Source organism: Endoryza foliicola (assembly GCF_050589245.1).
In the GTDB taxonomy this organism is placed as follows: domain Bacteria; phylum Bacteroidota; class Bacteroidia; order Chitinophagales; family Chitinophagaceae; genus Endoryza; species Endoryza foliicola.
In genome coordinates this window covers 400,730-426,643 of sequence record NZ_JBOBEW010000002.1, presented here as the reverse complement: position 1 = coordinate 426,643, position 25,914 = coordinate 400,730, and the positions used below count along the sequence as shown (strand labels likewise).

Below are 25,914 nucleotides of genomic sequence, written 5' to 3'. Positions count from 1 at the left end.
ATTAATGAAGTTGTTTAATTAATGCTGATTTCCAGTTTTGATAGATTTCTTGGTATTGCTGATTTAGTGATTTGCTCGGTGTAATTTCTTCCAGTAGTTCCATTCCTTTGAAACATTCTTTTTCATTGGCGAATAATTTCAAGCCCAAACCCGCTGCCCGTGCTGCTCCCACAGAGCCATCGGTATTGTACAATTCTATAACCGCACCCGATGTATTGGCAAAAATTTCTTTAAACACCGGGCTAAGAAACATGTTAGCTTTGCCGGCTTTAACCTTGTTTACGGCTATGCCCATATCTTTCATAATTTCCATCCCATATTGCAAAGCGAAAACGATTCCCTCTTGAGCGGCTCGTGCAAAATGAGCTTGTTTGTGTCGGTTGAAATCCCAATTTGCAACTGACGCCCCTACAGCCCTATTCTCTAAAATTCGCTCGGCACCATTTCCAAATGGAAACAACTGTAATCCTTCTGAGCCGGGTTGAATGTTTTGGGCTAGCGCATTGATATCATTGTATGCTAAATTTCCGAACATTTGAGATCGAAGCCAGCTGTTTAATATTCCTGTTCCATTCACACAAAGAAGCACTCCAATTCTTTGTAAAGCATTGGTATGATTTACATGTGCAAAGCAGTTCACTCTGCTTTTGGGATCATATGATATTTGATCACTTACACCGTACACTACCCCGCTTGTTCCTGCGGTGGTGGCTAATTCGCCGGGATTCAACACTTGTAGAGAAAAGGCATTATTGGGTTGATCGCCTGCTTTGTAAGTAACCGGTATTCCTGCTCTTAACTTTAATTCAGCTGCTATTGCATTTGTAACAAATCCGTGTTCTGTAAATACATCTTTTATTTGAGGGATGATAGACGCTTCAAAACCAAATGCATTTAAAACATCGTTAGACAGTGTATTCGTTTTGAAATCCCAAAAGATACCTTCGCTCAAGGCAGACGCTGTGGTGGTAATCTCGCCGGTGAGTCGATAAGCGATGAAATCACCGGGGAGCATCACCTTTGCAACCTTTTTGAAATTCTCAGGTTCATTGGCTTTTACCCAAGCTAACTTCGCAGCAGTGAAATTACCCGGAGTGTTGAGTAAATTCTCAAGTGAATGTTGTATACCTATTTTTTGGGCGGCACTTTCACCAAAAGGAACCGCTCTACTGTCGCACCAAATGATGCTATCCCTAATAACCGTTCCTTCTTCATCCACAATTACCAATCCATGCATTTGATATGAGATTCCGATGGCATTTATGTCGAGTGGATTGTATCCACCAATATGATGTGCTTTTTGAATTGCTTCTTTAACATGTTGCCACCAAGTATTCGGCGACTGTTCAGCCCAACCGGCTTGAAGTGATGTGATGCCCGTTTCTTGTTCAGGATGTGTAACTGAGCAAATTGTTTTGCTGGTAGAAGAATCAAATACGGACACTTTTATAGACGAAGTGCCCAAGTCTATTCCTAGAAGAAGCATGGCAGCAATGTTATTAGTTCAGTATCGAAATTAACTAAGCTGCCTGCAATGCAGTGCTACTTTTTTAGCTATTTATTAAACTATTTTAATTATTTTGTAGCCATTTGAGGTGCATTTGAATTAAAATAGTTGCAATGAAGCCATTTGTTGAGAAACTTAAATTGTCGGATGATCAATCATTTTTGGCCAGTTTCTTTAGAACGCCGCAGTTCGAAGTTCCGCTGCATCAGCATCCGGAAATCGAGTTGATACTTCTTACGGAAGGCTCGGGAATTGCGTATATAGGAGATTATATCGGCCCTTATAAAGTAGGAGAATTGTATTTAATTGGAGCGAATTTACCTCATTGTTTTCAACGATCGGAATTAGAAAAAATTGGCAGTGCCATTGTTGTTCAGTTCTTACCAAACCTGTGGGGAGAAGATTTTTTAAAACTTCCGGAAACGCAACCCATGTTGGAGTTATTCGAAAGTGCTCAAAAAGGAATAAAGTTGAGCTCGGATTTGAATGCAATCGTTGTTCCCTTGATGCATCAACTAAAAGATGCAAAAGACCTCCTGAGATTTGCATTGCTGCAACAGTGCTTGCATGAAATAATTGAACAACCGAATCATACGTTTCTGTGCACCACTAGCCAAAACCCTGTTTCTTTGAAGCACCAAGCGCGAATCGATCAAGTTTTCAAATACACGCAATCGAAATTTCAAGAGCCCATCGGTATTGACGAGGTAGCCGCACATGTTGGTATGACGGCTCCAGCCTTTTGTAGCTATTTTAAAAAAAGCACCAAGAAAACGTATACAAATTTTTTAAATGAACTTCGCATAGGATATGCTTGCAAATTGCTGATTGAAAGTAGAATGCCTATACATGAAATTTGTTATGAAAGTGGTTACAATACAATTGCGCACTTTAATAAGCAGTTTCTAAAGATTAAACACGCAACGCCCCTTCAATTCAGAAAGCAATTTCAGGAGCAACAAAAGGGAAGAATCAATTCAGATTCAGAAAATAGAGTCTTAAGTTTTTCAAATTAACAGTATGTACGAACACAAGTCGCAACCCCTTGCCACAAAAAAAACCTATTACAACCGAATTAAGGCAAACGTAATTTGGGCCATTTTGGTTTTGGGACTTTGTTTGTTGCTAGGAGTACTGGGTTACCACTTTTTGGCAGCTTTACCTTGGCTCGATTCCTTTCACAATGCCTCAATGATTTTGAGTGGCATGGGGCCTATACTGCCAAACAATTATACCATGCCGTCGGGTGGAGTTGTTTTTTCTTCCTTGTATGCAATTTTTAGTGGTGTAGTGTTTATTACCAATATAGGATTCATTTTGAGTCCGGCTATCCATCGCTTTTTTCACAAACTACACCTGGAAGAAAAAGAATGAGTTACGCAGAAGTACATACGCAACAAATAAAGCATTTCGCTCGCGGATTGGGCTTCGACTATTGTGGAATTGCCAAAGCTGAAAAACTAGATGAGGAAGCACGTAAATTAGAGAACTGGCTTAACAAAGGATATCATGGAACCATGAAATACATGGAAGGGCATTTTGATTTAAGAACCGATCCTCGACTTTTGGTGCCAGGAGCCAAATCTGTACTCACGCTGCTTTTCAATTATTATCCTTCAGAACAACAACCTGAAAACCTTCCCAAAGTTTCTAAATATGCTTATGGCAAAGATTATCATGATGTAATCCGGGCAAAACTTCATGCCTTACTACAACTTGTAAGAGAACATGTAGGTGAAGTGGGTGGCCGTGGATTTGTAGATTCTGCGCCGGTATTGGAGCGTGCCTGGGCCGTAAAGAGTGGTTTGGGTTGGATTGGAAAAAATGGAAATTTGATCACCAAACAACAGGGTTCTTTTTTCTTCATTGCAACGCTGATCTTAGATTTGGAACTGATACCCGATGCTCCTTATGCTAAAGATTTTTGTGGTTCCTGCACAAGATGCATCGATCAATGTCCTACAGAAGCCATTCTTCCTAACAAAGAAATTGACGGAAGCAAATGTATTTCCTACTATACAATTGAGCTAAAAGCAGGCATAGAGGCGGAACTACCTAATGGATCTTTTCAAAATTGGATGTTTGGATGCGATGTATGTCAAGACGTTTGCCCTTGGAATCGCTTTTCTGCTCCTCACCAGGAACCCGCTTTTAAACCATTGAAAGAACTGTTTCAATTTGAGATTAAAGACTGGGAAGCGCTTACTGAAGAAACATTCAAAGAGCTGTTCCGGAACTCCCCTATTAAACGCACGAAATTTGAAGGCATTCGACGAAACTTAAAATGGATCAAAGACTGATATTTTATAGTCGTCGTATATTTGCATCCTAAATTTAATTACATGTCAGCCTCAGATCGTTTACGTCAATTGAAAGAAGAAAAAGCTGCCGCCAATTTAAAGGCGGGCCAAGAATTTTTAGCTCAAAATGGTACTCGCTCAGAAGTTGTTTCTCTACCGAGCGGATTGCAATACGAAATTTTAGAGAAAGGTGTGGGTGAGCGCCCTAAGCTTCACAATACAGTGACCTGTCATTATCACGGCACCTTGATTACCGGAGAAGTATTCGACAGTTCTGTAAAAAGAGGCCAACCGGCAAGTTTCCCATTGAATGCAGTGATTAAAGGATGGATTGAAGGGCTTCAATTAATGCCAACCGGCAGCAAATGGAGATTCTTTATTCCACCGCATTTAGCCTATGGCGACCGTCAGGTTAGTGCTGTAATTGGGCCCAATGCAACGCTGATTTTCGATGTAGAATTGATCAGTTTTAGATAAAAGGAGCTTCGGCTCCTTTTTTTATAAATTTAACCAGTACGTGAATTTCAGTACCAAAGCTCTGTTTCTAATTGAAAATGGTACAGTATAATAATTGTCTGTATAAACAATGAACAAATCTGAAGCGGGTTTATAACGCCATTGAAACCTCGTATTCAGATTCATATTCTTTAGTTGCTCATTGTATTGGAAAAAGGTTGTAAAGAACAGAGTATTCGTAAAGGTTATATCTACTCTTGGCCCTATCAACCAAAGCTGCGTTCGATTCCATGGTGCCGGCAGATCTATCAAGTTATAACTAGAACTGAGCGCTATGTTTACATAAGGTTGAAATCGATAGCCTAGGTCGGTTGTAATGTTCAATCGAGTTCCGTTGGCAAAATACCCTCCATAACGTGTAGAGAATCCGTATGTAAATCGGCTTTGTGGTTTTGAGATAAACTCTGTTCCGAATGCGCGCCACCCATGTCTCGTTCCGCGAGCCAAGGTATCTTTCCCAGAATTGGTAGGATCGAAGCCTTGTAATAGCTCTACAAAATCTGTTGCAACCCAAGTTGTGAAACTTGTTTGATTGCGGTAACTCATGGTGTAGGCTAAGAAGGTTTCATTGTCCGTTTGTTGCCATTTCGAGTTGAAGATGTAAAAGGAGCTAAGTTTAAAACCATGGCTCACAACAGGGCCTTTTTTTGGAAAAAAGAGTCGAGTAATGCTGGCAGTTGTTTTCCAATAATCTTTTCTAGGAACATACCCTACTTCAGCATTGAAGTTCTTCCCAACAAATTCATATTGCCCTGAAACAGTCCATTTCCTACTTGCATATTGCAAATTGGCAGCATGCGCCCAACTGGCTGTGGGATTTCCCGGGCTAAATGTTTTTAGCATGAATGCCTTTCCGGTCCAAGCATTCGATTTGGAAGCAAGGTTGTATTCCCAACCGAAAGTTCGATTGAATTTATTGTAGATGGTTTTGGTGGTATCGGGGTGCTCATAATTCAAACTCTCTTTATTGATAGCCATAATACCCAGATTCGAGCGCGCGAACAAACGTCGTTGCAATGCCAGTACAGTGAAGTTTTGCGCCGGCAGTGCGTCTTTTGAAACTTTGCCGGTTTGCATATTCATAAACCCTAAACGCCAATCTTTGTTGAGTTTTCCGCTCAACCGAACACCGGCGTTGATGGGAACATTCAATCCTATTCGTCGAGAAAAAAATGGTCGAATATTGGTGTACCCAAAGTTTGAAAAATGATCTCCGTTTTCTAAGAAAAATTGACGTCGCTCGGGGAAAAACAATTCAAAGCGATCGAGGTTTGTAACCTGCCTATCTACTTCTACCTGAGAAAAATCAGGATTCACCGTAATATCCAAATTCATGGAAGAAGAAACGGCAATTTTTGCATCGAGGCCAATTTGCTTTTTTACGTCCGGCTTGGTTTGTGCCTCGTAATTTTTTGAAACGCCTCCGAGGAAATAGGGAATAAAGCTGAGGTTTGATTTTGAAACCGGAGGTGCTTGATCCCAATTAAGGGATCCGGTATAAGCCAAAGACGCTGTAGGAAATTGTCTTGGAATTGGGGTCCAGCTCGATTTTTCGGCCTTCTGGATGTCTAATCGACTGAAATTGATCCCCCACTTGGTAATTCCTTGTTTGTATCGAATCGATTTAAAAGGGATTCTGGCTTCAAAAATCCATCGGTCATGATAGTTCTTTACAACAGATTCCCATTTGTTGTCCCAACTTAAATCTACCTTACCGCCTTCATACATGGTTCCATCCCACTGGGCTCCTGCCGCGTTTGCTCCAAATGAGTAGCCATTGGTGAGATCGTCGAACGGATCCATGAAAAAAATGAAATTATCGTTCTTCCCGAATACAAAATCTCTCTTCAAACTTTCGACCATAAATGATTGAGCAGGCTGATGAAAGCAAATAGCAAGAATATAAATAAACTGGTCGTCGTAAGCCATCCGAACTTCTGTTTTGACCTTGGCCTTACTTGTGTCCATTGGAAGCACCATAAAAAAATCCGTGGCGATATCCGCTTGAAGCCAAGACTGTTCAGTCATTTGACCATCCACCTCAATTTTATCTGATGATCTTTTTATAGAAAGCTGGTATTGTTCGTTCTTCTTTTGAGCTAATGTGAAAAGGCTCAAGAGTAAGAGACAAGCAGTTAGATTTATTTTTTTCACGGATGTAAAAATACTGATTCAAATAGAAGTCGTTTTTGAATCTTTATGAATGTAGTGAATCAAGGATGAATAGATTAGATGAAAAAAAGGGAGTTTTCTTATTTTTACCAAAACTCCCCCATGACCAAAGAGGCCCTACTATCGGAATTGAGAAATAGCACTTTTATTACGTTGAAACCATCTCCCATTCACGGAATAGGCGTTTTTGCTCTGTGCCCCATTCCCAAAGGAACCAAAAACATATTTTCAAGCGGTGTTGGAGAATGGATTCAATTGGAAATTTCTGAAGTAGAAGCGCTTCCTGAACATTCAAAAAACTTGATTGAAACCTATTGTTTATTCGATAATGACCATTATTATGTACCCGATTATGGATTCAAAGTAATGGATATGGTGAACTATCTCAATCATTCCCGGACTCCCAATGTAATTTCGATTGAAGACGGAAACAATTTTGAAGCACTTCGCGACATTGAAGCGGGAGAAGAATTGCTGGTAGATTATAGCAGCTTGGTAGAGGGTATGGAATCTTACGACTAGCGAATTCGAACTTTTATATTTCTGTTTTGTTGTAGAGGGAACATCAGAAATATGGAAAAGATCAAAGACAAAAAAGTTCTCATTATAGGCGCTACTGGCACTATTGGTGCTGCTGTTACAAAATTACTAGTAAGTAGTGGCGCTCAGGTATTTGTTACCAGCCGACATTCAGATCGTTTGCAAAGTATACTCAATGAACATCAGATACCTACTTCTAGAGGATTCTTGTTGGATCTAGAAAATGAACACCAAGTTCAATCCATTTCTAGCGAAGTTTTAGCTACAATAGGTGGAGCCCCCGATATTTTGATCAATGCTGCCGGTATAGGGATCATTAAACCCATTGAAACCTTAAGTGTAGAGGATTTAAAAAGAAGCTTGCAGGTAAATCTAATTGGCCCTTTCCAACTCATCAAGTTTTTTATAGGCGCTATGAAGGAGCGCAAAACCGGTTTAATAATAAATATTCCAGGGGTGTTGGGTAAAACACCCATGGCCGGAGCTATGGCCTATAGTGCTTCAAAGTATGGGCTAAATGGAATGATGAAAAGTTTAAGAGAAGAATTGAAACGGACTGATATTCGAATCACGCAATTGTTTTTAGGTGGAGTTGATACTCATTTTTGGGATACAATTGATTTGCGCGTCCAAAAAGATAAAATGATTGTTGCAGAAGAAGCTGCAAAGGCGATTTGGTTTTTATGTCAGCAGCCCATTAGTGGCGTGGTAAGTGAAATGGTCATTCAGCCATTCAATCATCAGGCGATATAAGCAGCGTTTTGTAATTTTGTAACATGACAATTAGACTGCTGGAAGAAAAGGACAATAAGGCCATCGCTGCAATCATTAGAGCAACCTTGCTTGAATTTGGAGCAGCGCACCCCGGCACTGTTTATTATGACCCAACCACCGACGATCTATTCAACCTTTTCAAAAAAGAGGGAAGCATCTATTTTGTTGTGGAAGAAGAAGGGACTCTGTTCGGAGGATGCGGAATTTTTCCTAGTGATGGACTTCCAGCTGACACTTGTGAACTTGTAAAATTCTATCTGAATGGTGCTGCAAGAGGAAAGGGTGTCGGAAAGGCTTTGATGCAAAAGAGCATGGACTGGGCTAAAGAGTTTGGCTATAAACAAATTTATCTCGAAACAATGCCGGAGCTATCAACCGCAATTGGTATGTATGTTAAAATGGGGTACCAACATTTGCCTGCAGCATTAGGTAATACCGGACATGATGGATGTACCATCTGGATGTTAAAGCAATTATGAATTTAGTTCCAGCAACTTCACTTCATAGATTGGATTGAAAAGGTACCATTTCTTGGTATGAATATCTTGGCATTGAATTCGTTTTCGCAATTGATGACCTTTTCTAAATACTGAACCATTATCCAGTTTAAAGATTCCACCAAGCGGTACTTCTTCTACCAAAACCATCCCTGGTTCTTTTTCATCGTAATTGCGTAAAATGCGCATTAGATCTTCATTTGAACAACTGCTAGCGGGCAAATTATGCAGTGAGTCTTTGAGAGATTGTTCTATATCCGTTGGGAAGATGTCTTTGTTCAGAAAATCACTCAACAATTGAGCGTATACTTGCTTCCATTCTTTTCCGTGCGCTGCCACTCGGTGGCCAAATTGAGCAAACGTAACCAAATGAGCGAGTTCGTGAACAAGTGTAATTAGAAACGCAAATTGATTCAAGGTGCTGTTTACGCTAATGCGATGGGCTTCGCCGCGACCTGCATGCCTGTAATCGCCCAATACCGATTTTCGGTCTCTCGTAATTGTAAGGTGTACTTTATAAAAATTCAAGTATTCCAGAATCCGAGGAACGGCTGGCCGAGGAATATATCTGCTTAAATATTCTAAGGGAGCTTCTTGTTTAGGCATGTTGAGACTTCTTATTGGCACGCATCACACTCATCAATTCTACTACTGTATATACCAAATAGAAAATCATACAAGCGATGATACCTGCTTTATCTGCATTTTTTTTACCGGCTGCATAAATATAAATAAAGGAACTAAATAAGCAGATCAACATTTTGATCAGCATCCCGAGATAGACTTTTGTGATAAACTGAAAAGGCTTCTGACTTTGAACCGACTGAAAGTAAAAAATAAAGGCAAGGGCAGTTGCAATGAACAAGATCAAATTACCAATATAGAGTACCATTTGATTCATATGAAATCGTTCCTGAAACGCAGGAGTAAATCGAATTAAAAGGTTAATGATCGAAAAAATGAACACTATTGGGAGGAAAAACTTTGTTGCTTTGGGCTTGGAACTAACCGGTTGAGTCATATCTAAATAATAAAGCCCAAAGGTACTACCTTCGGGCGAAACTGTTGATAATTGTATCATTTTAGGCTGCTGCCTGACTTTCGATCTTCTTGTTGCTGATGGCCTCTGTTTTTGAGGTCGAGCTCTCATTCATGTGACACTGACCATTGAATTGGGCTGTTGGCTCAATTTGCAGTTTTCCGGCGTAAATATTTCCGGTCACCATGCAATTTCCTTTTAGTTGGAGAAGGTCTTTAACAGAAATGGTACCTTTTACTTTACCCATGATATCAGACTGATTGCCTTTGATATCGCCTTCTACCACTCCGTTGGCGCCAATTACAACCTTGGCATTACAAACGATGTTTCCTTGAAGGGTTCCATCAATTCTGATGTCTCCGGCGCTGGTGATATCACCTTTAAGTGTAGTGCCGCTGGCAATGATGGTGGCACTGGTAGAACCGGAAGTAGGTTCTGAACTTGAATCGGATTTGGACTTTTGGTTAAACATAGTATGGCGTTTTATTAGTCATCTACATTCTCAGGAACGGGAATATCTAGTAACGTAGTATCTAATTTTTCCGTTCCTTCGCCCTGAAGCACTTTTTTTAGCTGCACTAAGTATTGATCCTTATACTTCATTGCTGTTTCCAATGAGTCGGTCCGGATCTTCAATTCCCTCAATTCTTTGGTAGCGTTCACGTCTCCATACCCCGGAATATACATTTTCAGGGGGGTAAACATGATCAGGGCTACGGTCAACCCCGTTAACAGTACAAAAATGGTGCTAAGACCCACATAAACGCTTAATCTGGATAACTTAAATGTAACTACTTCCTCATACGTATCATCGTTCATAACCACCAACCGGTATCGGTTTCGCAGGCGCTTGAGGGTGGTATTGCCGTCTAAAAAGGCCATAATGGAATCAGATTTTAATAAAGATAGCCAAATTGGCCCGATTTTTTGGGTAAATTTATTAAGGGTATTTTATAATATTTTTCTTGAAAATCAGTTAATAACCAATTAGTTTGCGTCCCATAAATTGTTGATTTGTTGACCCGTATTGTTTTATTACTAGGCGTTCTACTGCTTGGTTGGTTCAGTTCTGCTACTGCCCAACTTGCCCCTGCATTGGCGGTAGAGGTAAAGAAACCCAAGCAACTGGAAAACAAGAAACTAGGGTATGAAAAATCGGAAGAAAAGAAATTCAAGGCAACTCGCAGGGCTATCCAAAATACCGTAACTCGTTTTAACTGGCATTTCAACGCAAACGAAAAATTAAAGGAAATCATCGCAAGAGCCAAACAAGCTCATAAAGACGACTATACTCAACTCCTCTCCTTTTACAATTATAGCTTAGAACAAACCCAGAGAGACAGTTTAGAACTAGACTCTGTGATTTACAAAGCCAATGCTGCCATCCTGATCCATGACTTAAGAAATGATTGGATCGACAATATGTATTTCCTGATGGGTCGAGCTCAGTTTTATAAAAATCAAATCGATACTGCCTCCATTACTTTTCGCTACATCAATTATGCGTTTGCTCCAAAAGAAAAAGATGGGTATGACAAATACATTGCCAGTAACGCCAATGAGGACGATGGGCCACCTAGTATTTCAACAAAAGAGAAAAAACGCTACATAAAAAACATACCTCCCAGCAGAAACGATGCTATTTTATGGTTGATTAAAACCTACATTTATTCTGAGCAATATGGAGAAGCTGCCGCTTTACTAGAATCCTTGAAAAATGATCGTCTTTTCCCGGAACGCCTAAAGCCGGAACTGGCCGAGATGCAGGCTTTGTGGCACTACCAACAGGCTCAATACGGGCAGGCAGCAGATGAACTTGTAAAAGCAATTGCAGCCACCGATAGTAAGGAAGAACAGGCAAGAAGAGAATATTTAATTGGTCAACTTTACGAACGTTCTAACCAATTGGCCAAAGCAAGTGAATACTTTGGTTTAGCAGTTAAACACACGCTCAATCCGGTACTGGAAGTATATGCGCGTTTGAATTCCATTCGATCAAATAAACTAGATGAAGCTGCTATAGACAAAAACATTGCAGATCTGGTATCGATGGCTAGAAAAGATCGTAATGAAAGTTACCGCGACATTCTCTACTATTCAGCTGCACAAATGGAGTTGGAAAAAGGCAACGATAGCATGGCCATTGTGTACCTGAATAAGTCGGTGAACGCGGCAGGCGAGTTAAGTGTTGATCCCTTACAAAAATCAAGATCCTTCTATCTTTACGGAAAACTAGCCTTTAACAAAGGGAATTATAGAGAAGCCAAGCGACTTTACGATAGCGTTCAACAAACTGAAGTGGTTCCCAATCTTAGTCAATTCGAAGAAACCAAACAAGTTCTGGCACTTGTTGCTCAAGAATCGAACGTTGTCGACAGACAGGATAGTTTGCAAAAAATTGCTGCACTCACTGTTCAAGAAAGAGAGCAATATGTAAAGAAGTTATTAAGAAAACTTAGAAAGGCTCAAGGACTTCAAGAAGAAGAACCGTTGACAACCGGTACCAATAATCCGGCTGCTCAAAATACGGCTCCTGTTGATTTATTCGATAATTCAAAGGGCGAATGGTACTTCTATAATAATAATCTTAAAACGAGGGGCTACACTGACTTTAGAAGCAAATGGGGCAACCGACCAAATGTTGACAATTGGAGAAGAGCAGAAGCGGTTGCTCAAGCAAGAGCACAACAGCAGGCCGACGATGCCAATCGAAACAAAGGAGTGGCTGCAGACGACAATGGCCTAAGTGTATTGACATTTGAGGGCTTGATGAGCAATCTTCCTTTAACTCCGGAAAAGCTTGCTATTTCGAACGACAGCATTATGAATGCCCAAGTTAACATTGGAAAAACTTGTTTAGAGCAACTCAATGATGCCGATGCAGCCATTCGGGAATTGGAAACGCATTTGGGACGATACCCTAACAGTTCAAGACGTGAGGAAGCCATCTATTATCTGTATTTGGCTTATAGAAAAGCAGGCAAAGGAGATCGTGCTGAACTGATCAGAAAGATTTTAGAAACTGACTATAAAGACTCTTTCTTCGGACAGAAGGTAATTGCAATGAAAAAGGCCCCACAGCCAAAAACAGGCGATCCGGCTGTTACAAAGAAATATGAAGAAATTTATAATTTGTTTATATCCGGAAAATTCAATGAGGCTGTTCAAGAGAAAAAGGCTGCAGATTCAAAGTTTGCGAACAGTTATTGGACTCCTCAACTTCTCTATATTGAAGCCCTGTATTACATCAGGGAAAGAAAAGATGATTCTGCGAAACAAGTATTGAATAATATCGCCAACTTATTTCCGGGCACAGTACTCGCTGAAAAAGCGGCTAACATGATTGATGTCTTAGGTAGAAGAAAGGAAATTGAAGCCTATTTGACCAATTTGAAAATTGAATCGCCTTCAGATACTGTTGTAACGAAGGTGGAAACAACTGCACCGGCAGCATCGAAAGAAAAACCACAAAAGCCTTCGGTTCAGAAAAATGATTCTGTAACCACTTCATTCACCAAACCTGTAATAGTTAAGACCAATCCGCCCAAAAAGGATACTGTAACTACTGTTGTGAAACCAAGTCCAAGCGCACCGGCAGCCCCACCTGCTCCTTTATATTTGGCTGATCTTACGGCAACACATCAAGCCATTTTGATCATGAATCAAGTGGATATTTCCTTTATAAACGAAGCGAAGAATGCCTATAACCGCTTCAACAAGCAGCAATTTGCCTCAAAGCCATTGGAAACTACCGTAGTTCCTATAACCGACGACCTTAAATTGGTGAGTATTTCAGGATTTGCCAACAGCACAGAGGCGTTGGATTATATAGAACAAATAAAGAAGCTTTCTTCCACTCAAATCATTCCCTGGCTCGCAGCAAATAAGTACCAATTTGGGATTATCAATGCCGCCCAACAAGAAACGCTTCAGAAGACCAAGGACTTAAATGCATTCCTTTCTTTCTTAAAAACTACCTATCCGGGTAAGTTTTAGTGGTAATCAGGCTGTTAAAATGACTTAAAATGCTTTTTCAAGCATGATTTTTGTGGTACCTTACCACCGTTTTAATTACTAAGGACGATTACACTTTTACTATGTCGAAAGCTGTCAAAATATTTTGGAAAATCTTCTTTTACGGATTAGGAGCATTCATTTTGCTTCTTATTCTCATCAACTTTGGATTGTTTGGTAAAATGCCCTCTCTAGCAGAATTGGAAAATCCATCAATTGTGTTGGCTTCCGAAGTATTAGGCGATGATGGCACACCATTAGGTAAATATTATAGAGAAAGAGGCAATCGGAGCAATGTTGGTTACCGAGACATTTCAAAGTATGTAGTGGATGCATTGGTTGCAACAGAAGATGAACGTTTTTATGATCACTCAGGAATTGATGGAAAGAGTTTGATAAGGGCTGTGGTTCGATTGGGAAGAGATGGAGGCGCCAGTACCATTTCTCAGCAATTGGCCAAGAACATGTTAGATCAGGGTTCAAAAAACTTTGTACTTCGTGTTATTGAAAAGTTCAAAGAATGGATCATTGCCGTAAAACTTGAAAGGAACTTCACGAAGCAAGAGATCCTTGCTCTGTATTTAAATACGGTACCGTTCGGAGAAAACACCTATGGTATCCGAAACGCTGCAAGAACTTTCTTCCAAAAAGAACCGGATCGATTGACTGTAGAAGAAGCAGCTGTATTAGTAGGAATGCTAAAAGGAAATACACTTTACAATCCTAATAAAAATTATAAGGCAGCTTTCGACAGAAGAAATGTGGTGCTCAATCAAATGGTCAAAAACAACTATCTGAGCGAAGCGTCCTACGCTAGCTTGAAAGTAAAACCCATTAAGCTCAACTTCAAAAAGCTGGATGAGAACAATGGTATTGCTCCTTATTTTCTTGACGTGATTAGAGATGAGCTTAAGAAATGGTGCAAAGAACACAAAAAATCGGATGGAGACAATTACGACCTCTATTCTGATGGCTTAAGAATCTACACAAGCATCAATCCGAGAATGCAGTTGTATGCGGAGGAAGCAGTTGCTAAACACATGCCGGTACTACAGAGAGTATTAAGTCAACAACAGAGTGTAAAAACCGATGCGGTTTGGAAGGATCATGAGAATATATTACTCAATGAAATGAAGCAGAGCGAGCGTTGGAAGAACTTAAAAGAAGATGAGATGCCGGAGGAGGAAATTAAAAAAACCTTCTATGAAAAGACAAAAATGAAAGTGTTTGCCTGGAATCCACAAAGGCAGAAAGATACTGTAATGACTCCCTATGATTCTATTAAGTATCATAGAGAAATGCTTCAAACCGGTTTTATGGTAATGGATCCAATGACCGGACAAGTGAAAGCATGGGTTGGCGGTATTGACTTCAAAAACTATAAATACGATCACGTAAATCTAAAGACCAAACGTCAAGTGGGTTCTTCGATCAAACCATTCTTGTATGCTTTGGCTATGGAGGAATACGGTTTTACTCCTGAAACAGAATGTGAAGCTACACAACAGTACTTCCCCGGATCAGGTTATGTGCCTGCAAGAAATACCGGAAGAACGGGAACTCGCACTATGGCATCAGGTTTGGCTTTTTCTGTAAATGAAGTTGCCGCCTATTTAATTAAACAAACCTCTCCAAAACGTTTTGCTGATTTCTTGGGAGAGATCAATATACCTACCAAAGTTCCACCCTACCCTTCCATTAGTTTGGGCTCATGTGACTTATCGCTTTTTGAGATGCTCTGGGGATATACCATGTTTCCAACAGGAGGCTACAGTACCAAGCCAATGTATATAACAAGAATTGAAGATAAGGATGGCAATGTACTCGCTCGTTTCGAACCGGAACGCAAAGAAGTGTTGAGTCAGAATACTGCCTATACCATGAGCAGAATGATGCAAGGCGTAGTTGATTATGGTACAGCAGGAGGTTTGCGTTCTCGCTTGGGCGTAGCCGAAATGGGCGGTAAAACCGGTACTACCAACGACAACTCCGATGGTTGGTTTATTGGATTTACACCACAGTTATTAGGAGGCGTTTGGATCGGTTGCGACAATCGTTTTATTCGTTTGGAAAGTGGATTAGGATATGGTGGTAAAGCGGCTATGCCAATTTGGGAATACTTCTTCCAAAAAGTATTTGCTGATAATACACTTGCCTTCGATAGAAATGCTAAGTTCTTGGTACCTGAAGGTTTGAGAGATCGTAGTTTTGAATTCCGTGATGAACCGATCCCGACCGATAGCATCGACAATGGCACGGCAGATCCTTATTTAGGTACACCTGATGCACAAGACATCCCGGTGGATTCAAAGCAGTCACTAGATGAACAAAAGATTTTACAAGAAGCCACCAATCCTAAGAATCAGCTAACTCCACCTGCAAAGCCTGCAACACCTCCACCACCGCCTGGTAAAAAAGGTGGCGGTAATCAACCGAAGTAAAACGGAAACAATAAAAGAGAAAAGGATCGGATAATACCGATCCTTTTTTTTATAACGATTTTAGAATGGATATAATCTTGGCAACTTCTTCTGCATCGGTTTCTACCACCGTACCAATATCCAAAATATTTGGATTCTGATGAGCCACATTGTTAGGAATCACCTTCCTTGCAGATGTGTGGAATTCGGTTGCACCTGTTGATGCCAGTGCTGCAATATTCGAGGAACGTACACCGGCTCCGGGCATGATACTGATGCGCCCGTCGGCTTGCTTTACTAGATCACTTAGAATTGAAATGGCATCGGGGGCAGCGCTCATTTGGCCACTGGTTAAAACCCGTTCGCATCCACAATTGATTATGGACTCCAACGCTTCCTGCATGTTGGGGGCAGCATCAAAAACACGATTACAAGTAACACCCATGGGGTAAGCCCACTCTACAATTCGTTTCATACGCTCGGAATCTATAGCACCCGACTGTGTTTGCACACCCACTGAAATACCATCACAGCCAAGATCTTTGCACATTAAAATATCGGCCTTCATCATTTCAAATTCTATTTCAGAATAGAAATAATTTCCCCCACGAGGTCGAATAATCGGGAACAATTGGATGGAAACCAATTCGCGAGCCTTCTTAATAGCGCCATAGGAAGGCGTAGTGCCACCGTCTACAGGATTATCGCATAATTCGGCACGAACAGCGCCTTGCTCTTGCGCAATAACGCAGGAGGATACACTAAAGGCACAAATCTCAAGTCCTAACATATTAAATCAAACTTTTTGCTTGTACTAATTTCTCTACATTTCCAGTTTTAACCGCAAAAGAAAAACCCTTTTGCAAAGCATAACCGCCGTACTCTCCGTTCTTTTTGATAGCGATGAATCCAATTTGGATTTCTTTTGCTTTATCCTTCTTGATTCGGAGAATACGTTCCACTGCCTTTTTACAAGCTTGTTCGGGCGACAATCCCTGACGCATCAATTCAACAACCGTATGTGATCCCGCAATTCGAATAACATCTTCACCTTGACCGGTAGCTGTTGCAGCACCTACTTCATTGTCTACAAACAAACCGGCACCAATAATGGGTGAATCGCCCAAACGACCTCTCATTTTGAAGCCCATTCCACTGGTAGTGCAGCTGCCGCTTAAATTGCCTTTCGCGTCCATGGCAATCATACCGATTGTGTCGTGGTTCAATTCTCCGTTTTCTAAGTATTGAGGTGCAAAAGGTCCGTGTGATTTTGTATTCTCAATGTTTACAACGGGTTTGTATTCCGATTTTTTGAGCCAGTTTTCGTATGCTTGTTTGGCTTCCGGGCTCAGTTCTTGCTTTTCAAGTGGAAAACCTTCCGCTACTGCAAATTGTTGCGCACCCGAACCTACCAACATTACGTGGGGCGTTTTTTCCATCACTCTGCGGGCTACAGAAATTGGATGTTTGATTCGTTCAAGAAAGGCTACACTGCCACAATTTGAAAATTCATCCATAATACAAGCATCTAGGGTAACAAATCCATCCCTATCAGGATTCGCTCCCAATCCTACACAACAGTTTTGAGAAGACTCTGTAACCATCACACCTGCTTCTACGGCATCGAGCGCTCTCCCACCTTTGCCCAATACTTCCCATGCACCTTTGTTGGCTGCAATTCCTGTATCCCAAGTAGACAATACCACCGGCTTTCCAAGAACAGGTGGAATAAACTCCTCTTCTGAAGAAGTTTTGAACGGATTGATAAAAGTTCCTAAAGAACTTAAAAATGAGGCTTCTACAAATTTTCTCCTGTTGAACATAAGTGAAATTTTATCGCAGTCGAAGTTAACTTATTCATTGATCATTTGTTCAGTAAAAATGACAAAGAAGAAAAGATTATTCGTTTATTCTTTAACGTTATCAACTCCCCTCCGAAGTAAGATTGGCGCTTTCTTAACATAAGATAATGGGAAAAACCAAGTGAATCGTTTAATTTTGATGTTTAAACATTAATATATGAACATAACCATTATATCAGGCAGCCCAAGAGAAAAAAGCATCACAAAAAGGGTGGCCATTTATTTGCAAAATCTTTTACAAAACACTACTAATCATACAGTTAATATGATTGAAGTAAGAGATTATCCGCTGCCACCGGTAGAAACCGTTTTTTCGAGCGTTGAAAAGACCCCCGCTTCTTTTCGAACTTTAGCAAGCATCATGTTTGCAACCGACGCCTTTATTTTGGTAACTCCGGAATACAATGGAAGTTATTCTCCAGCGATGAAGAACTTGTTGGATCATTTCCCAAAACAACATCATAAGGCCTTTGGAATTGTTACCGCTTCACCCGGCGCCATGGGAGGCATACGAGCTTCTCAACAATTGCTTCAATTGGTACCCGCATTGTTTGGAATAGCATCACCCTACATGTTGATTGTTCCGCAGGTTGATAAAAAGTTCAATGAAAGCGGAGAATTGACAGAACCTAGTTTTGAAAACGCAATTCATAATTTTACACAGGAATTTTTGTGGTTGGCAGAAAGCCTGCATCCCGAATTGATTCCAACATTCAAAAATTAATACCATGAGATCTATTCAATTTATATTGACCCCTCCCCCTCCACATATGGTGGGCGACGGTTTTAGAGTACACAACTTTTTTCCGAACAACTACATCGATAAAAAGCGGATGAGTCCATTTTTATTGATGGACTATAATTCCAAAATCGACTTTAGTGCCTCCGAAACACCACGCGGTGTAGGAGTACATCCTCATCGTGGTTTCGAAACAGTGACCATTGCCTATCATGGACGAATTGCACACCACGATAGTGCAGGCAACAGCGGCGTAATTGGCGAAGGCGATGTTCAGTGGATGACAGCTGCCAGTGGTTTGCTACACAAAGAATATCATGAGAAAACCTATTCACAACAAGGTGGTCCTTTTCAAATGGTACAGCTTTGGGTAAATCTTCCTGCAAAAGACAAAATGAGCGCTCCTAAATATCAAGAACTTACCAAAGCATCGATTCCTTCAGTAAAATTAGACGATCAAGGCAGCGTTATGGAGTTGATTGCAGGTGAATTCAAAGGAACTAAGGGGGCTGCATTTACCTTCACACCAATGAATGTATTCAATGCAAGATTAAAAGAACAAACAACCGTAAACTTTGAGCTACCTCAACATTTCAATACCGGCTTTTTAGTAGTGGAAGGTGAAATAGAAGTTCAAGGAACTAAAGTTTCAACGGATCATTTTGTACTGTTTGACAACGATGGAACCAACATTGAATTAAAAGCTTTGTCAAATGCAGTGGTGCTCATTCTCTCCGGAGAACCCATCAATGAACCTATTGCTCAATATGGTCCTTTTGTAATGAATACCTGGGATGAATTGGAACAAGCATTCAAGGATGTAAATGCCGGGAAATTCGGGGTCTTAGAAGACTAAAGAAAAGCCGCCTCATAATGAGGCGGCCTTTTCTTATAAATTATTTTTCTCCATGTATCGCTGTAACGATTGTCGGGCTTGCTTTTGAACCGAGCGTTTTAGGAAGTTTGTCCAGCCAAACAACCAACCTTTGAAACCGAGGGCTTGTGCGGCCCATGTGCTTAATCGGAACGCATCAGAATGTTCAATTATTTTTCCTTCATGAACTCGCATGAATGATTTGATATGATTTACAACCTTGTTACCTGTTTTAGAGAACGTATAGTAAGCAGTCCACTCACCTGTTACATATTCTTCATCTACGGCCTTAATATTTCGAAATTCTATTTTCAAATCTTTACCTGATTCCAATAACATCGCCCACATGGCTTTCACTTCATTTCCTTCGAGGAGTCCAAATGCTGGATCTGAAAACACAATGGAGTCACTGTACAAAGCTTGCATCGCTTTGATATCTTTCTTTTGAAATGCTTCGTAAAACGATTGCATGGTTTCCACACCTCGGTTCATAACTAGTTATTTTCTTGACTTAGTAATGCAGTAAATTTAAAGCTGAAATATTAGAAAAATGAAAAAAATACTCAGTCTATTGATTGGCCTTGCTTGTGGGCTTTCACTATTGGCTCAAAACTCACAAGATTCGGCATGGATAAGAGACAACTATATCAAGAAAGAACTCTATATCCCAATGAGAGATGGGGTGAAGTTGTTCACGTCGGTATATATACCTAAGGACGCAACTGAAAAGCACCCGATTTTGATGAGCAGAACACCTTATTCTTGCGCTCCTTATGGCGAAAACAATTGGCGGCCGTTCTGGAACAATCATTGGCGGTATTACATGAGAGAGGGTTACATAATTGTATTACAAGACGTAAGGGGGCGATGGATGAGTGAAGGAAACTTTGTGGATGTTCGTCCTTTCAATCCTGCCAAAAATGGAACCAATGAAACGGATGAAGCCAGTGATACCTATGATGCCATTGATTGGTTGATCAAAAATATTCCTAATAACAATGAGCGCGTTGGAATATTTGGCATTTCTTATCCCGGGTTTTATTCAACGATGGCTGCACTTAGTAAACATCCTGCATTGAAAGCGGTAAGTCCGCAAGCTCCGGTAACCGATTGGTTTATTGGTGATGATTTTCACCACAATGGTGCATTCTTTCCAATGGACGGATTTGCTTTCTATTCAGGATTCGGCAAGCCTCGCCCTAAACCAACCACTGTTGGCCCCTCAAGCTTTCAATTTCCTACAAAAGATGCATATCAATTTTATCTGAACGTTGGTACTTTGAAAAACTTAGCAACACTTATGGGTGATAGTATTGCATTTTGGAAAGATCTGTATACTCATCCTACCTATGATGCTTTCTGGAAAGCTCGAAACCCAAGGAACTTTGCAGATCAGGTTTCCAATTCAACAGCTACCATGGTAGTAGGTGGTTTGTTCGATGCTGAAGACTGTTTCGGTGCTTGGCGCATGTATGAGGCTTTTGAGAAAAAAGCAAAGAATGATAATAAGTTGGTGATGGGTCCTTGGTACCATGGGCAATGGGCTTCTAGGGATGGTAGTTCTCTAGGAAATGTAGAATTTGGTTCAAATACTGCTGAATGGTATCAAAACCATATTGAAATTCCATATTTCAACTACCATTTAAAAGGAAAAGGAGACATCTCGAAACAGGCTGAAGCAACGATTTTTTTTACGGGTACTAATCAATGGAAAGAATTCAACCAGTGGCCTCCTGCTGAAAAACAAGAACAGGCTTTTTATCTTCAAGCAAATGGCGGATTGAGTTCAGAAAAACCAAGTGGAACGAATTCATTCACTGAGTACGTAAGTGACCCAAACAGACCCGTACCTTATACAGAAGATGTTCACTTAGATAGAACCCGACAATACATGACCGATGATCAACGATTTGCCTATAGAAGAACCGATGTGCTCAGCTTTCAAACTCCCGTTTTAACTGAGGACATGACCGTTGCAGGAACGGTAATTGCTGATCTATTGACCAGTATTTCAACCACCGATGCCGATTTTGTAGTAAAAGTGATCGATGTATTTCCCGATGATTTTAGCTACGAGGGAAAAAAAGTGGTATCCGGAAGAAATGCTGAAGGTGATTACCCCATGACGGGCTATCAAATGTTAGTAAGAGGAGAAATCATGCGCGGGAAATTTCGCAATAGTTTTGAAACACCGGTTCCATTCAAACCCGGAAAAGTAGAGAGAGTGAAATTTGAATTGCCCGATATTGCTCATACTTTCAAAAAAGGTCATCGCTTCATGATTCAAATTCAAAGCAGTTGGTTTCCTTTGGCCGATCGTAATCCGCAGAAATTTGTAAATATTTACGAAGCTCAGCCAAGCGACTTTCAAAAAGCAACCATCCGAATACATCATGATGCAGCCAATAGCAGCTCCATTGTACTTCCCTTAATAAAATAATTATTAATTCATATCCAGAAAGTTTTAAAAGGAGTTCAAGTATTTTTGAACTCCTTTTATTTAAATACAAACTCTATGCGTATCATTTTTGCAAGCTTATTGAGTTTATTTACACTCACAATTTCTGTACAAGCGCAACACGCTTATGTGGCGCCAACCGATACAGCCGTATTAAGAAAGTTATCTCAGTGGCAGGATTTAAAATTTGGTCTCTTTATGCACTGGGGTACCTATAGTCAGTGGGGCATTGTTGAAAGTTGGAGTTTATGCCCGGAAGATGAGGGTTGGACAGTACGCCGAGGCCCTTATGCTCCTAATTGGTTTGATTATAAAAACGCCTACGAAGGCTTGCAAAAAACATTCAATCCTAAAAATTTCAATCCTGAAAAATGGGCGGATGCGGCCAAAGCTGCAGGCATGAAATACGTGGTGTTCACAACAAAACATCATGATGGCTTTTGTATGTTCGATACTAAACAAACCAATTATAAAATAACTGATAAAAGCAGTCCATTTTCGTCTAACCCACGAAGTAATGTTGCCAAAGAAGTTTTCAATGCATTTAGAGAACGAGGTTTCTTTACAGGAACTTATTTTTCTAAACCTGACTGGCACAATGAAAATTATTGGTGGCCTTATTTTCCACCTAAAGACAGAAATGTAAACTACGATCCCAAAAAATACCCTGAACGCTGGAAGGCATTTCAAGACTTCACTTACAATCAAATTGAAGAATTGATGAGCGATTACGGTAAAATGGACATTCTTTGGTTAGATGGTGGTTGGGTAAGACCTTTAAGCACTGTTGATAGAAACATTGAATGGCAGAAAGGCATCAAAGACGATCAAGACTTGAACATGCCAAGAATTGCCACTATGGCAAGATCGCACCAACCGGGTTTGATTATTGTTGATAGAACCGTAACGGGTCCTTATGAGAACTACACCACTCCTGAACAAGAAGTACCTAACAAACCACTCGACTATCCTTGGGAAACTTGTATGACCATGGGTAATTCTTGGAGCTTTGTGCCGAATGATGAATACAAAAGTTCTCGTCAATTGGTACATCTTTTGGTAAAAATTGTTTCAAGAGGTGGTAACTTTTTGTTGAATATTGGCCCCGGCCCCGACGGCGATTTTGATCCTATTGCGTATAAACGTTTAGAAGATATCGGAAAATGGATGAAAGTAAATAGTGAGGGAATTTACAATTCGAAACCGATGGCCCCCTATTCGATCGAAAATGTATTCTTTACACAAAGCAAAGACGGTTCCACAACCTATGCTTACTATTTAGCGGATGAGAAAACGAACCAATTACCTACGTCTGTCATATTAAAGAATTTTTCCATCAAAAAAGGCTCAAAAATAGCTATCTTCGGGACTCCCAAAAATTTGAAATGGGAACAAAAAGGAACAGATTTAGTAATTACAGTTCCTGCTGCTATTCAACAAGCCACAAGTGGCCAGCCTGCTTGGGGATTCACCATTAAGTAAACGTCAACGATATGCCCAAAACAACCTTCGACATTGATTTAACTGACTCATTTGAACGGATACCTGTAAAAATTTACGGGTCTATTAAAGAAGGATCGGCTTTTATTGCTCAAGAAATTGCAAAGCTGATCAAAGAGAAACAAGCAGCCGGCAAAACTTGTGTGTTAGGCCTAGCAACCGGTTCTTCTCCGAAATACTTGTATGCAGAATTAGTTCGACTCCACAAAGAAGAAGGTCTAAGTTTTAAGAACGTTGTCACTTTTAACTTGGATGAGTATTATCCGTTGGACAATGACGCGCTTCAAAGCTACAACCGATTTATGAAGGTGAACCTCTTCAATCATGTAGACATTGATCCGGCTAACATTCATATTCCAAACGGAGAAATAAAGAAAGAAGACGTTAAGGAATACTGTGTAAAATACGAGGCAGAGATTGAAGCAGCAGGGGGAATTGATCTTCAAATTCTTGGAATTGGCAATAATGGACATATCGGTTTCAATGAACCAGGTTCCAGTATTAATTCTAGAACTCGATTGGTAACACTCGATAATTCTACTCGATTAGCCAATTCTTATGAGTTCGCGAATATTTCTCAAGTACCTCGATTGGCCATTACCATGGGCATTCGAACCATCATGCAAGCGAAAAAAATTATGCTGATGGCATGGGGTCAAGGTAAAGCCCCTGTAGTACAGCATGCTGTTGAAGGGCATGTAACTGAACACATCCCGGCATCTTTATTACAACAGCACGATAATACAGTGTTTGTTTTAGAAGAAATGGCGGCTTCTGAACTCACCCGTTTTAAATCGCCTTGGTTAACCGGAGAATGCGAATGGACACCGAAAATGATTCGCAAAGCGGTTGTTCATTTGAGTTTGAAAACCGGTAAACCATTATTAAACCTCACTAACAACGATTATCGTGACCATGGCTTGGGAGATTTATTGGTTGAAAAAGGTGATGCCTACGAAATCAATTTGCAGGTGTACTATATGATGCGTGACAGCATCACAGGATGGCCCGGTGGTAAACCCAATGTTCATTTACCAAAGCATCCTGAACGCAGCACACCCTATCCAAAAACTTGCGTTATTTTCTCTCCTCACCCCGATGATGATATCATTTCGATGGGAGGAACATTCCAAAGATTGCACGACCAAGGACATGACGTACATGTTGCTTATCAAACCAGCGGAAATATTGCCGTTACTGATGAATTCGTAACCCGCTTTATGGATTTTGCCGTTGGTTTTGAAGAAATGTTCAAAATGGATACGAGCAAGTCGAAAGAGATATTGGATGAAGCCAGAAGTTATTTAAGACAGAAAAAATCGAATGAAGTAGATACCAAGGAAATAAGAGCAGTAAAAGGATTGATAAGACGATGCGAGGCGAAAGCCACTTGTCGTTATGTTGGCATCAAAGATGAGAACATCCACTATCAAAATCTTCCTTTCTACGAAACCGGCACTATCGAAAAGAACCCGATGGGAGAAGAAGATGTGGTGATTACAGTAGCCTTGCTCCGCAAGCTGAAACCACATCAGGTTTATTGCGCCGGCGACTTTGCAGACCCCCACGGAACGCACATCGTTTGTTTCAACGTGGTGCTTGAAGCATTGAGACGAATAAAAGAAGCCGGTGATGAGTGGATCAAAGACTGCTGGTTATGGCTTTACAAAGGTGCTTGGCAAGAATGGGACATCAGCGAAATTGAAATGGCCATTCCTATGAGTCCGGAACAAGTGATGAAAAAACGTTTTGGAATCTTTATCCATCAATCTCAGAAAGACATGGTTCCCTTCCAAGGAAGTGACTCTAGAGAATTCTGGCAACGTGCTGAGGAAAGAAACGCCGGAACCGCTGATTTATATGGAAAGCTAGGATTGACGCAATATGCTGCTATGGAAGCATTTGTGAGATGGCACTACTAGGAACTTTTTTATGAATATTTTTTTCTTTTCGGGGGATTAGTCCTATATTTGCACCCCCGAAAGGGGAAAAGGTCCCGTAGCTCAACTGAATAGAGCATCTGACTACGGATCAGAAGGTTTCAGGTTTGAATCCTGACGGGATCACGAAAGCCTCCAACTTGTTTGGAGGCTTTTTCTTTTTGTTGCCGTAGCTCAACTGAATAAGAGCATCCCGCCTGAGGCGGGAAGGTTTCAGGTTTGAATCCTGACGGGATCACGAAAAGCCTCCAACTTGTTTGGAGGCTTTTTCTTTTTGTTGCCGTAGCTCAACTGAATAGGAGCATCCCGCCTAAGGCGGGAAGGTTTCAGGTTTGAATCCTGACGGGATCACGAAAAGCCTCCAACTTGTTTGGAGGCTTTTTCTTTTTGTTGCCGTAGCTCAACGAATAGGAGCATCCCGCCTAAGGCGGGAAGGTTTCAGGTTTGAATCCTGACGGGATCACGAAAAGCCTCCAACTGGTTTGGAGGCTTTTTCTTTTTGTTGCCGTAGCTCAACGAACAGGAGCATCCCGCCTAAAGCGGGAAGGTTTCAGGTTTGAATCCTGACGGGATCACGAAAAGCCTCCAACTGGTTTGGAGGCTTTTTCTTTTTGTTGCCGTAGCTCAACTGAATAGGAGCATCCCGCCTAAGGCGGGAAGGTTTCAGGTTTGAATCCTGACGGGATCACGAAAAGCCTACAACTTGTTTGGAGGCCTTTTCTTTTTGCTGCCGTAGAGCTTGTTAAATACCAATTCATTTTG

Annotated in this window: 23 protein-coding genes and 1 tRNA gene; 15 read left to right on the top strand and 9 right to left on the bottom strand. The window is 40.8% G+C overall.

The window, feature by feature from the left end:
* Window position 1: 1 nt before the first annotated feature.
* Window positions 2-1,486 (bottom strand): xylulokinase, encoded by a 1,485-nt coding sequence (locus ACQ2HE_RS06000; protein WP_430897419.1) that lies wholly within the window; start codon window positions 1,484-1,486, stop codon window positions 2-4.
* A 134-nt stretch (window positions 1,487-1,620) separates the two neighbouring features.
* Between ACQ2HE_RS06000 and ACQ2HE_RS05995 the strand changes: the two genes are divergently transcribed.
* The 4 genes from ACQ2HE_RS05995 to ACQ2HE_RS05980 are packed head-to-tail and all read left to right on the top strand — an operon-like array spanning window position 1,621 to window position 4,284.
* Entirely contained in the window at window positions 1,621-2,523 is a 903-nt protein-coding gene (locus tag ACQ2HE_RS05995; RefSeq protein ID WP_430897421.1) for an AraC family transcriptional regulator, read from the top strand.
* A gap of 4 nt (window positions 2,524-2,527) precedes the next feature.
* Entirely contained in the window at window positions 2,528-2,881 is a 354-nt protein-coding gene (locus ACQ2HE_RS05990; RefSeq protein WP_430897422.1) for a hypothetical protein, read from the top strand.
* Complete coding sequence (queG, locus tag ACQ2HE_RS05985) at window positions 2,878-3,807, top strand: tRNA epoxyqueuosine(34) reductase QueG (protein WP_430897424.1); 930 nt, start codon at window positions 2,878-2,880, stop codon at window positions 3,805-3,807. Before ACQ2HE_RS05990 ends, queG begins: the two co-directional genes overlap by 4 nt.
* Window positions 3,808-3,849: 42 nt before the next feature.
* Window positions 3,850-4,284, top strand: a complete 435-nt coding sequence (locus ACQ2HE_RS05980; RefSeq protein WP_430897426.1) for an FKBP-type peptidyl-prolyl cis-trans isomerase — start codon at window positions 3,850-3,852, stop codon at window positions 4,282-4,284.
* A gap of 21 nt (window positions 4,285-4,305) precedes the next feature.
* On the opposite strand, the gene ACQ2HE_RS05975 is transcribed toward ACQ2HE_RS05980, so the two are convergent.
* A complete protein-coding gene (locus tag ACQ2HE_RS05975; protein WP_430897428.1) occupies window positions 4,306-6,477 on the bottom strand; it encodes a DUF5916 domain-containing protein in 2,172 nt (723 codons plus the stop codon).
* A gap of 120 nt (window positions 6,478-6,597) precedes the next feature.
* Between ACQ2HE_RS05975 and ACQ2HE_RS05970 the strand changes: the two genes are divergently transcribed.
* Genes ACQ2HE_RS05970 through ACQ2HE_RS05960 form a run of 3 tightly spaced genes read left to right on the top strand, consistent with a single transcriptional unit; the run spans window position 6,598 to window position 8,288 of the window.
* Window positions 6,598-7,017, top strand: coding sequence for an SET domain-containing protein (locus ACQ2HE_RS05970; RefSeq protein WP_430897430.1), 420 nt, complete (start codon window positions 6,598-6,600; stop codon window positions 7,015-7,017).
* A 51-nt stretch (window positions 7,018-7,068) separates the two neighbouring features.
* Window positions 7,069-7,788 carry an SDR family oxidoreductase gene (locus tag ACQ2HE_RS05965; protein WP_430897432.1) on the top strand — a complete coding sequence of 240 codons (720 nt, stop codon included), beginning with the start codon at window positions 7,069-7,071 and terminating at the stop codon, window positions 7,786-7,788.
* 23 nt (window positions 7,789-7,811) lie between these two features.
* Entirely contained in the window at window positions 7,812-8,288 is a 477-nt protein-coding gene (locus tag ACQ2HE_RS05960) for a GNAT family N-acetyltransferase (protein WP_430897434.1), read from the top strand.
* Here the strand turns inward: ACQ2HE_RS05960 and ACQ2HE_RS05955 are convergent.
* The 4 genes from ACQ2HE_RS05955 to ACQ2HE_RS05940 are packed head-to-tail and all read right to left on the bottom strand — an operon-like array spanning window position 8,283 to window position 10,227.
* Window positions 8,283-8,912 carry a SprT-like domain-containing protein gene (locus ACQ2HE_RS05955; RefSeq protein WP_430897436.1) on the bottom strand — a complete coding sequence of 210 codons (630 nt, stop codon included), beginning with the start codon at window positions 8,910-8,912 and terminating at the stop codon, window positions 8,283-8,285. The genes ACQ2HE_RS05960 and ACQ2HE_RS05955 overlap by 6 nt on opposite strands.
* Window positions 8,905-9,387: a hypothetical protein gene (locus ACQ2HE_RS05950; protein ID WP_430897438.1), complete on the bottom strand. Its 483-nt coding sequence runs from the start codon at window positions 9,385-9,387 to the stop codon at window positions 8,905-8,907. Before ACQ2HE_RS05950 ends, ACQ2HE_RS05955 begins: the two co-directional genes overlap by 8 nt.
* A 1-nt stretch (window position 9,388) precedes the next feature.
* Window positions 9,389-9,817, bottom strand: a complete 429-nt coding sequence (locus ACQ2HE_RS05945) for a bactofilin family protein (RefSeq protein ID WP_430897440.1) — start codon at window positions 9,815-9,817, stop codon at window positions 9,389-9,391.
* A gap of 14 nt (window positions 9,818-9,831) precedes the next feature.
* The gene (locus ACQ2HE_RS05940) at window positions 9,832-10,227 is read right to left on the bottom strand and encodes a hypothetical protein (protein ID WP_430897442.1); all 396 of its coding nucleotides are present in this window, start codon (window positions 10,225-10,227) and stop codon (window positions 9,832-9,834) included.
* 132 nt (window positions 10,228-10,359) lie between these two features.
* On the opposite strand from ACQ2HE_RS05940, the gene porW reads away from it, so the two are divergent.
* Together porW and ACQ2HE_RS05930 are read left to right on the top strand one after the other, a co-directional pair.
* Window positions 10,360-13,341: a type IX secretion system periplasmic lipoprotein PorW/SprE gene (gene porW / locus ACQ2HE_RS05935; protein WP_430897444.1), complete on the top strand. Its 2,982-nt coding sequence runs from the start codon at window positions 10,360-10,362 to the stop codon at window positions 13,339-13,341.
* Window positions 13,342-13,442: 101 nt separating this feature from the next.
* Window positions 13,443-15,800 (top strand): transglycosylase domain-containing protein, encoded by a 2,358-nt coding sequence (locus ACQ2HE_RS05930; RefSeq protein ID WP_430897446.1) that lies wholly within the window; start codon window positions 13,443-13,445, stop codon window positions 15,798-15,800.
* A gap of 49 nt (window positions 15,801-15,849) precedes the next feature.
* Here the strand turns inward: ACQ2HE_RS05930 and ACQ2HE_RS05925 are convergent, their stop codons facing one another.
* Window positions 15,850-16,569, bottom strand: a complete 720-nt coding sequence (locus ACQ2HE_RS05925) for a copper homeostasis protein CutC (RefSeq protein ID WP_430897448.1) — start codon at window positions 16,567-16,569, stop codon at window positions 15,850-15,852.
* A gap of 1 nt (window position 16,570) precedes the next feature.
* On the bottom strand, window positions 16,571-17,602 hold the full coding sequence (locus ACQ2HE_RS05920; RefSeq protein ID WP_430897450.1) for an isoaspartyl peptidase/L-asparaginase family protein: 1,032 nt from the start codon (window positions 17,600-17,602) through the stop codon (window positions 16,571-16,573).
* Window positions 17,603-17,798: 196 nt separating this feature from the next.
* Here ACQ2HE_RS05920 and ACQ2HE_RS05915 point away from each other — a divergent pair, with 196 nt between their 5' ends.
* Window positions 17,799-18,365, top strand: a complete 567-nt coding sequence (locus tag ACQ2HE_RS05915; protein WP_430897452.1) for an NADPH-dependent FMN reductase — start codon at window positions 17,799-17,801, stop codon at window positions 18,363-18,365.
* Window positions 18,366-18,369: 4 nt separating this feature from the next.
* Window positions 18,370-19,236: a pirin family protein gene (locus tag ACQ2HE_RS05910; RefSeq protein WP_430897454.1), complete on the top strand. Its 867-nt coding sequence runs from the start codon at window positions 18,370-18,372 to the stop codon at window positions 19,234-19,236.
* Window positions 19,237-19,269: 33 nt separating this feature from the next.
* Here the strand turns inward: ACQ2HE_RS05910 and ACQ2HE_RS05905 are convergent, their stop codons facing one another.
* Window positions 19,270-19,746 (bottom strand): nuclear transport factor 2 family protein, encoded by a 477-nt coding sequence (locus tag ACQ2HE_RS05905; protein WP_430897456.1) that lies wholly within the window; start codon window positions 19,744-19,746, stop codon window positions 19,270-19,272.
* 58 nt (window positions 19,747-19,804) lie between these two features.
* Here ACQ2HE_RS05905 and ACQ2HE_RS05900 point away from each other — a divergent pair, with 58 nt between their 5' ends.
* The 4 genes from ACQ2HE_RS05900 (at window position 19,805) to ACQ2HE_RS05885 (ending at window position 25,278) form a co-directional block, all read left to right on the top strand.
* Entirely contained in the window at window positions 19,805-21,694 is a 1,890-nt protein-coding gene (locus ACQ2HE_RS05900; protein WP_430897458.1) for a CocE/NonD family hydrolase, read from the top strand.
* Between the two features lie 75 nt (window positions 21,695-21,769).
* Entirely contained in the window at window positions 21,770-23,194 is a 1,425-nt protein-coding gene (locus ACQ2HE_RS05895; RefSeq protein WP_430902426.1) for an alpha-L-fucosidase, read from the top strand.
* 11 nt (window positions 23,195-23,205) lie between these two features.
* Window positions 23,206-25,134, top strand: a complete 1,929-nt coding sequence (gene nagB / locus ACQ2HE_RS05890; protein WP_430897462.1) for a glucosamine-6-phosphate deaminase — start codon at window positions 23,206-23,208, stop codon at window positions 25,132-25,134.
* A 70-nt stretch (window positions 25,135-25,204) separates the two neighbouring features.
* A tRNA-Arg gene (locus ACQ2HE_RS05885) sits at window positions 25,205-25,278 on the top strand.
* Window positions 25,279-25,914 lie beyond the last annotated feature (636 nt).

Excerpts from the sequence above, each read along its gene's own strand:
- ACQ2HE_RS06000 (WP_430897419.1), bottom strand. The coding sequence starts at position 1,486 with ATGCTTCTTCTAGGAATAGACTTGGGCACTTCGTCTATAAAAGTGTCC.
- ACQ2HE_RS05995 (WP_430897421.1), top strand. The coding sequence starts at position 1,621 with ATGAAGCCATTTGTTGAGAAACTTAAATTGTCGGATGATCAATCATTT.
- ACQ2HE_RS05990 (WP_430897422.1), top strand. The coding sequence starts at position 2,528 with ATGTACGAACACAAGTCGCAACCCCTTGCCACAAAAAAAACCTATTAC.
- queG (WP_430897424.1), top strand. The coding sequence starts at position 2,878 with ATGAGTTACGCAGAAGTACATACGCAACAAATAAAGCATTTCGCTCGC.
- ACQ2HE_RS05980 (WP_430897426.1), top strand. The coding sequence starts at position 3,850 with ATGTCAGCCTCAGATCGTTTACGTCAATTGAAAGAAGAAAAAGCTGCC.
- ACQ2HE_RS05970 (WP_430897430.1), top strand. The coding sequence starts at position 6,598 with ATGACCAAAGAGGCCCTACTATCGGAATTGAGAAATAGCACTTTTATT.
- ACQ2HE_RS05965 (WP_430897432.1), top strand. The coding sequence starts at position 7,069 with ATGGAAAAGATCAAAGACAAAAAAGTTCTCATTATAGGCGCTACTGGC.
- ACQ2HE_RS05960 (WP_430897434.1), top strand. The coding sequence starts at position 7,812 with ATGACAATTAGACTGCTGGAAGAAAAGGACAATAAGGCCATCGCTGCA.
- ACQ2HE_RS05955 (WP_430897436.1), bottom strand. The coding sequence starts at position 8,912 with ATGCCTAAACAAGAAGCTCCCTTAGAATATTTAAGCAGATATATTCCT.
- ACQ2HE_RS05950 (WP_430897438.1), bottom strand. The coding sequence starts at position 9,387 with ATGATACAATTATCAACAGTTTCGCCCGAAGGTAGTACCTTTGGGCTT.
- ACQ2HE_RS05945 (WP_430897440.1), bottom strand. The coding sequence starts at position 9,817 with ATGTTTAACCAAAAGTCCAAATCCGATTCAAGTTCAGAACCTACTTCC.
- ACQ2HE_RS05940 (WP_430897442.1), bottom strand. The coding sequence starts at position 10,227 with ATGGCCTTTTTAGACGGCAATACCACCCTCAAGCGCCTGCGAAACCGA.
- ACQ2HE_RS05930 (WP_430897446.1), top strand. The coding sequence starts at position 13,443 with ATGTCGAAAGCTGTCAAAATATTTTGGAAAATCTTCTTTTACGGATTA.
- ACQ2HE_RS05925 (WP_430897448.1), bottom strand. The coding sequence starts at position 16,569 with ATGTTAGGACTTGAGATTTGTGCCTTTAGTGTATCCTCCTGCGTTATT.
- ACQ2HE_RS05920 (WP_430897450.1), bottom strand. The coding sequence starts at position 17,602 with ATGTTCAACAGGAGAAAATTTGTAGAAGCCTCATTTTTAAGTTCTTTA.
- ACQ2HE_RS05915 (WP_430897452.1), top strand. The coding sequence starts at position 17,799 with ATGAACATAACCATTATATCAGGCAGCCCAAGAGAAAAAAGCATCACA.
- ACQ2HE_RS05910 (WP_430897454.1), top strand. The coding sequence starts at position 18,370 with ATGAGATCTATTCAATTTATATTGACCCCTCCCCCTCCACATATGGTG.
- ACQ2HE_RS05905 (WP_430897456.1), bottom strand. The coding sequence starts at position 19,746 with ATGAACCGAGGTGTGGAAACCATGCAATCGTTTTACGAAGCATTTCAA.
- ACQ2HE_RS05900 (WP_430897458.1), top strand. The coding sequence starts at position 19,805 with ATGAAAAAAATACTCAGTCTATTGATTGGCCTTGCTTGTGGGCTTTCA.
- ACQ2HE_RS05895 (WP_430902426.1), top strand. The coding sequence starts at position 21,770 with ATGCGTATCATTTTTGCAAGCTTATTGAGTTTATTTACACTCACAATT.
- nagB (WP_430897462.1), top strand. The coding sequence starts at position 23,206 with ATGCCCAAAACAACCTTCGACATTGATTTAACTGACTCATTTGAACGG.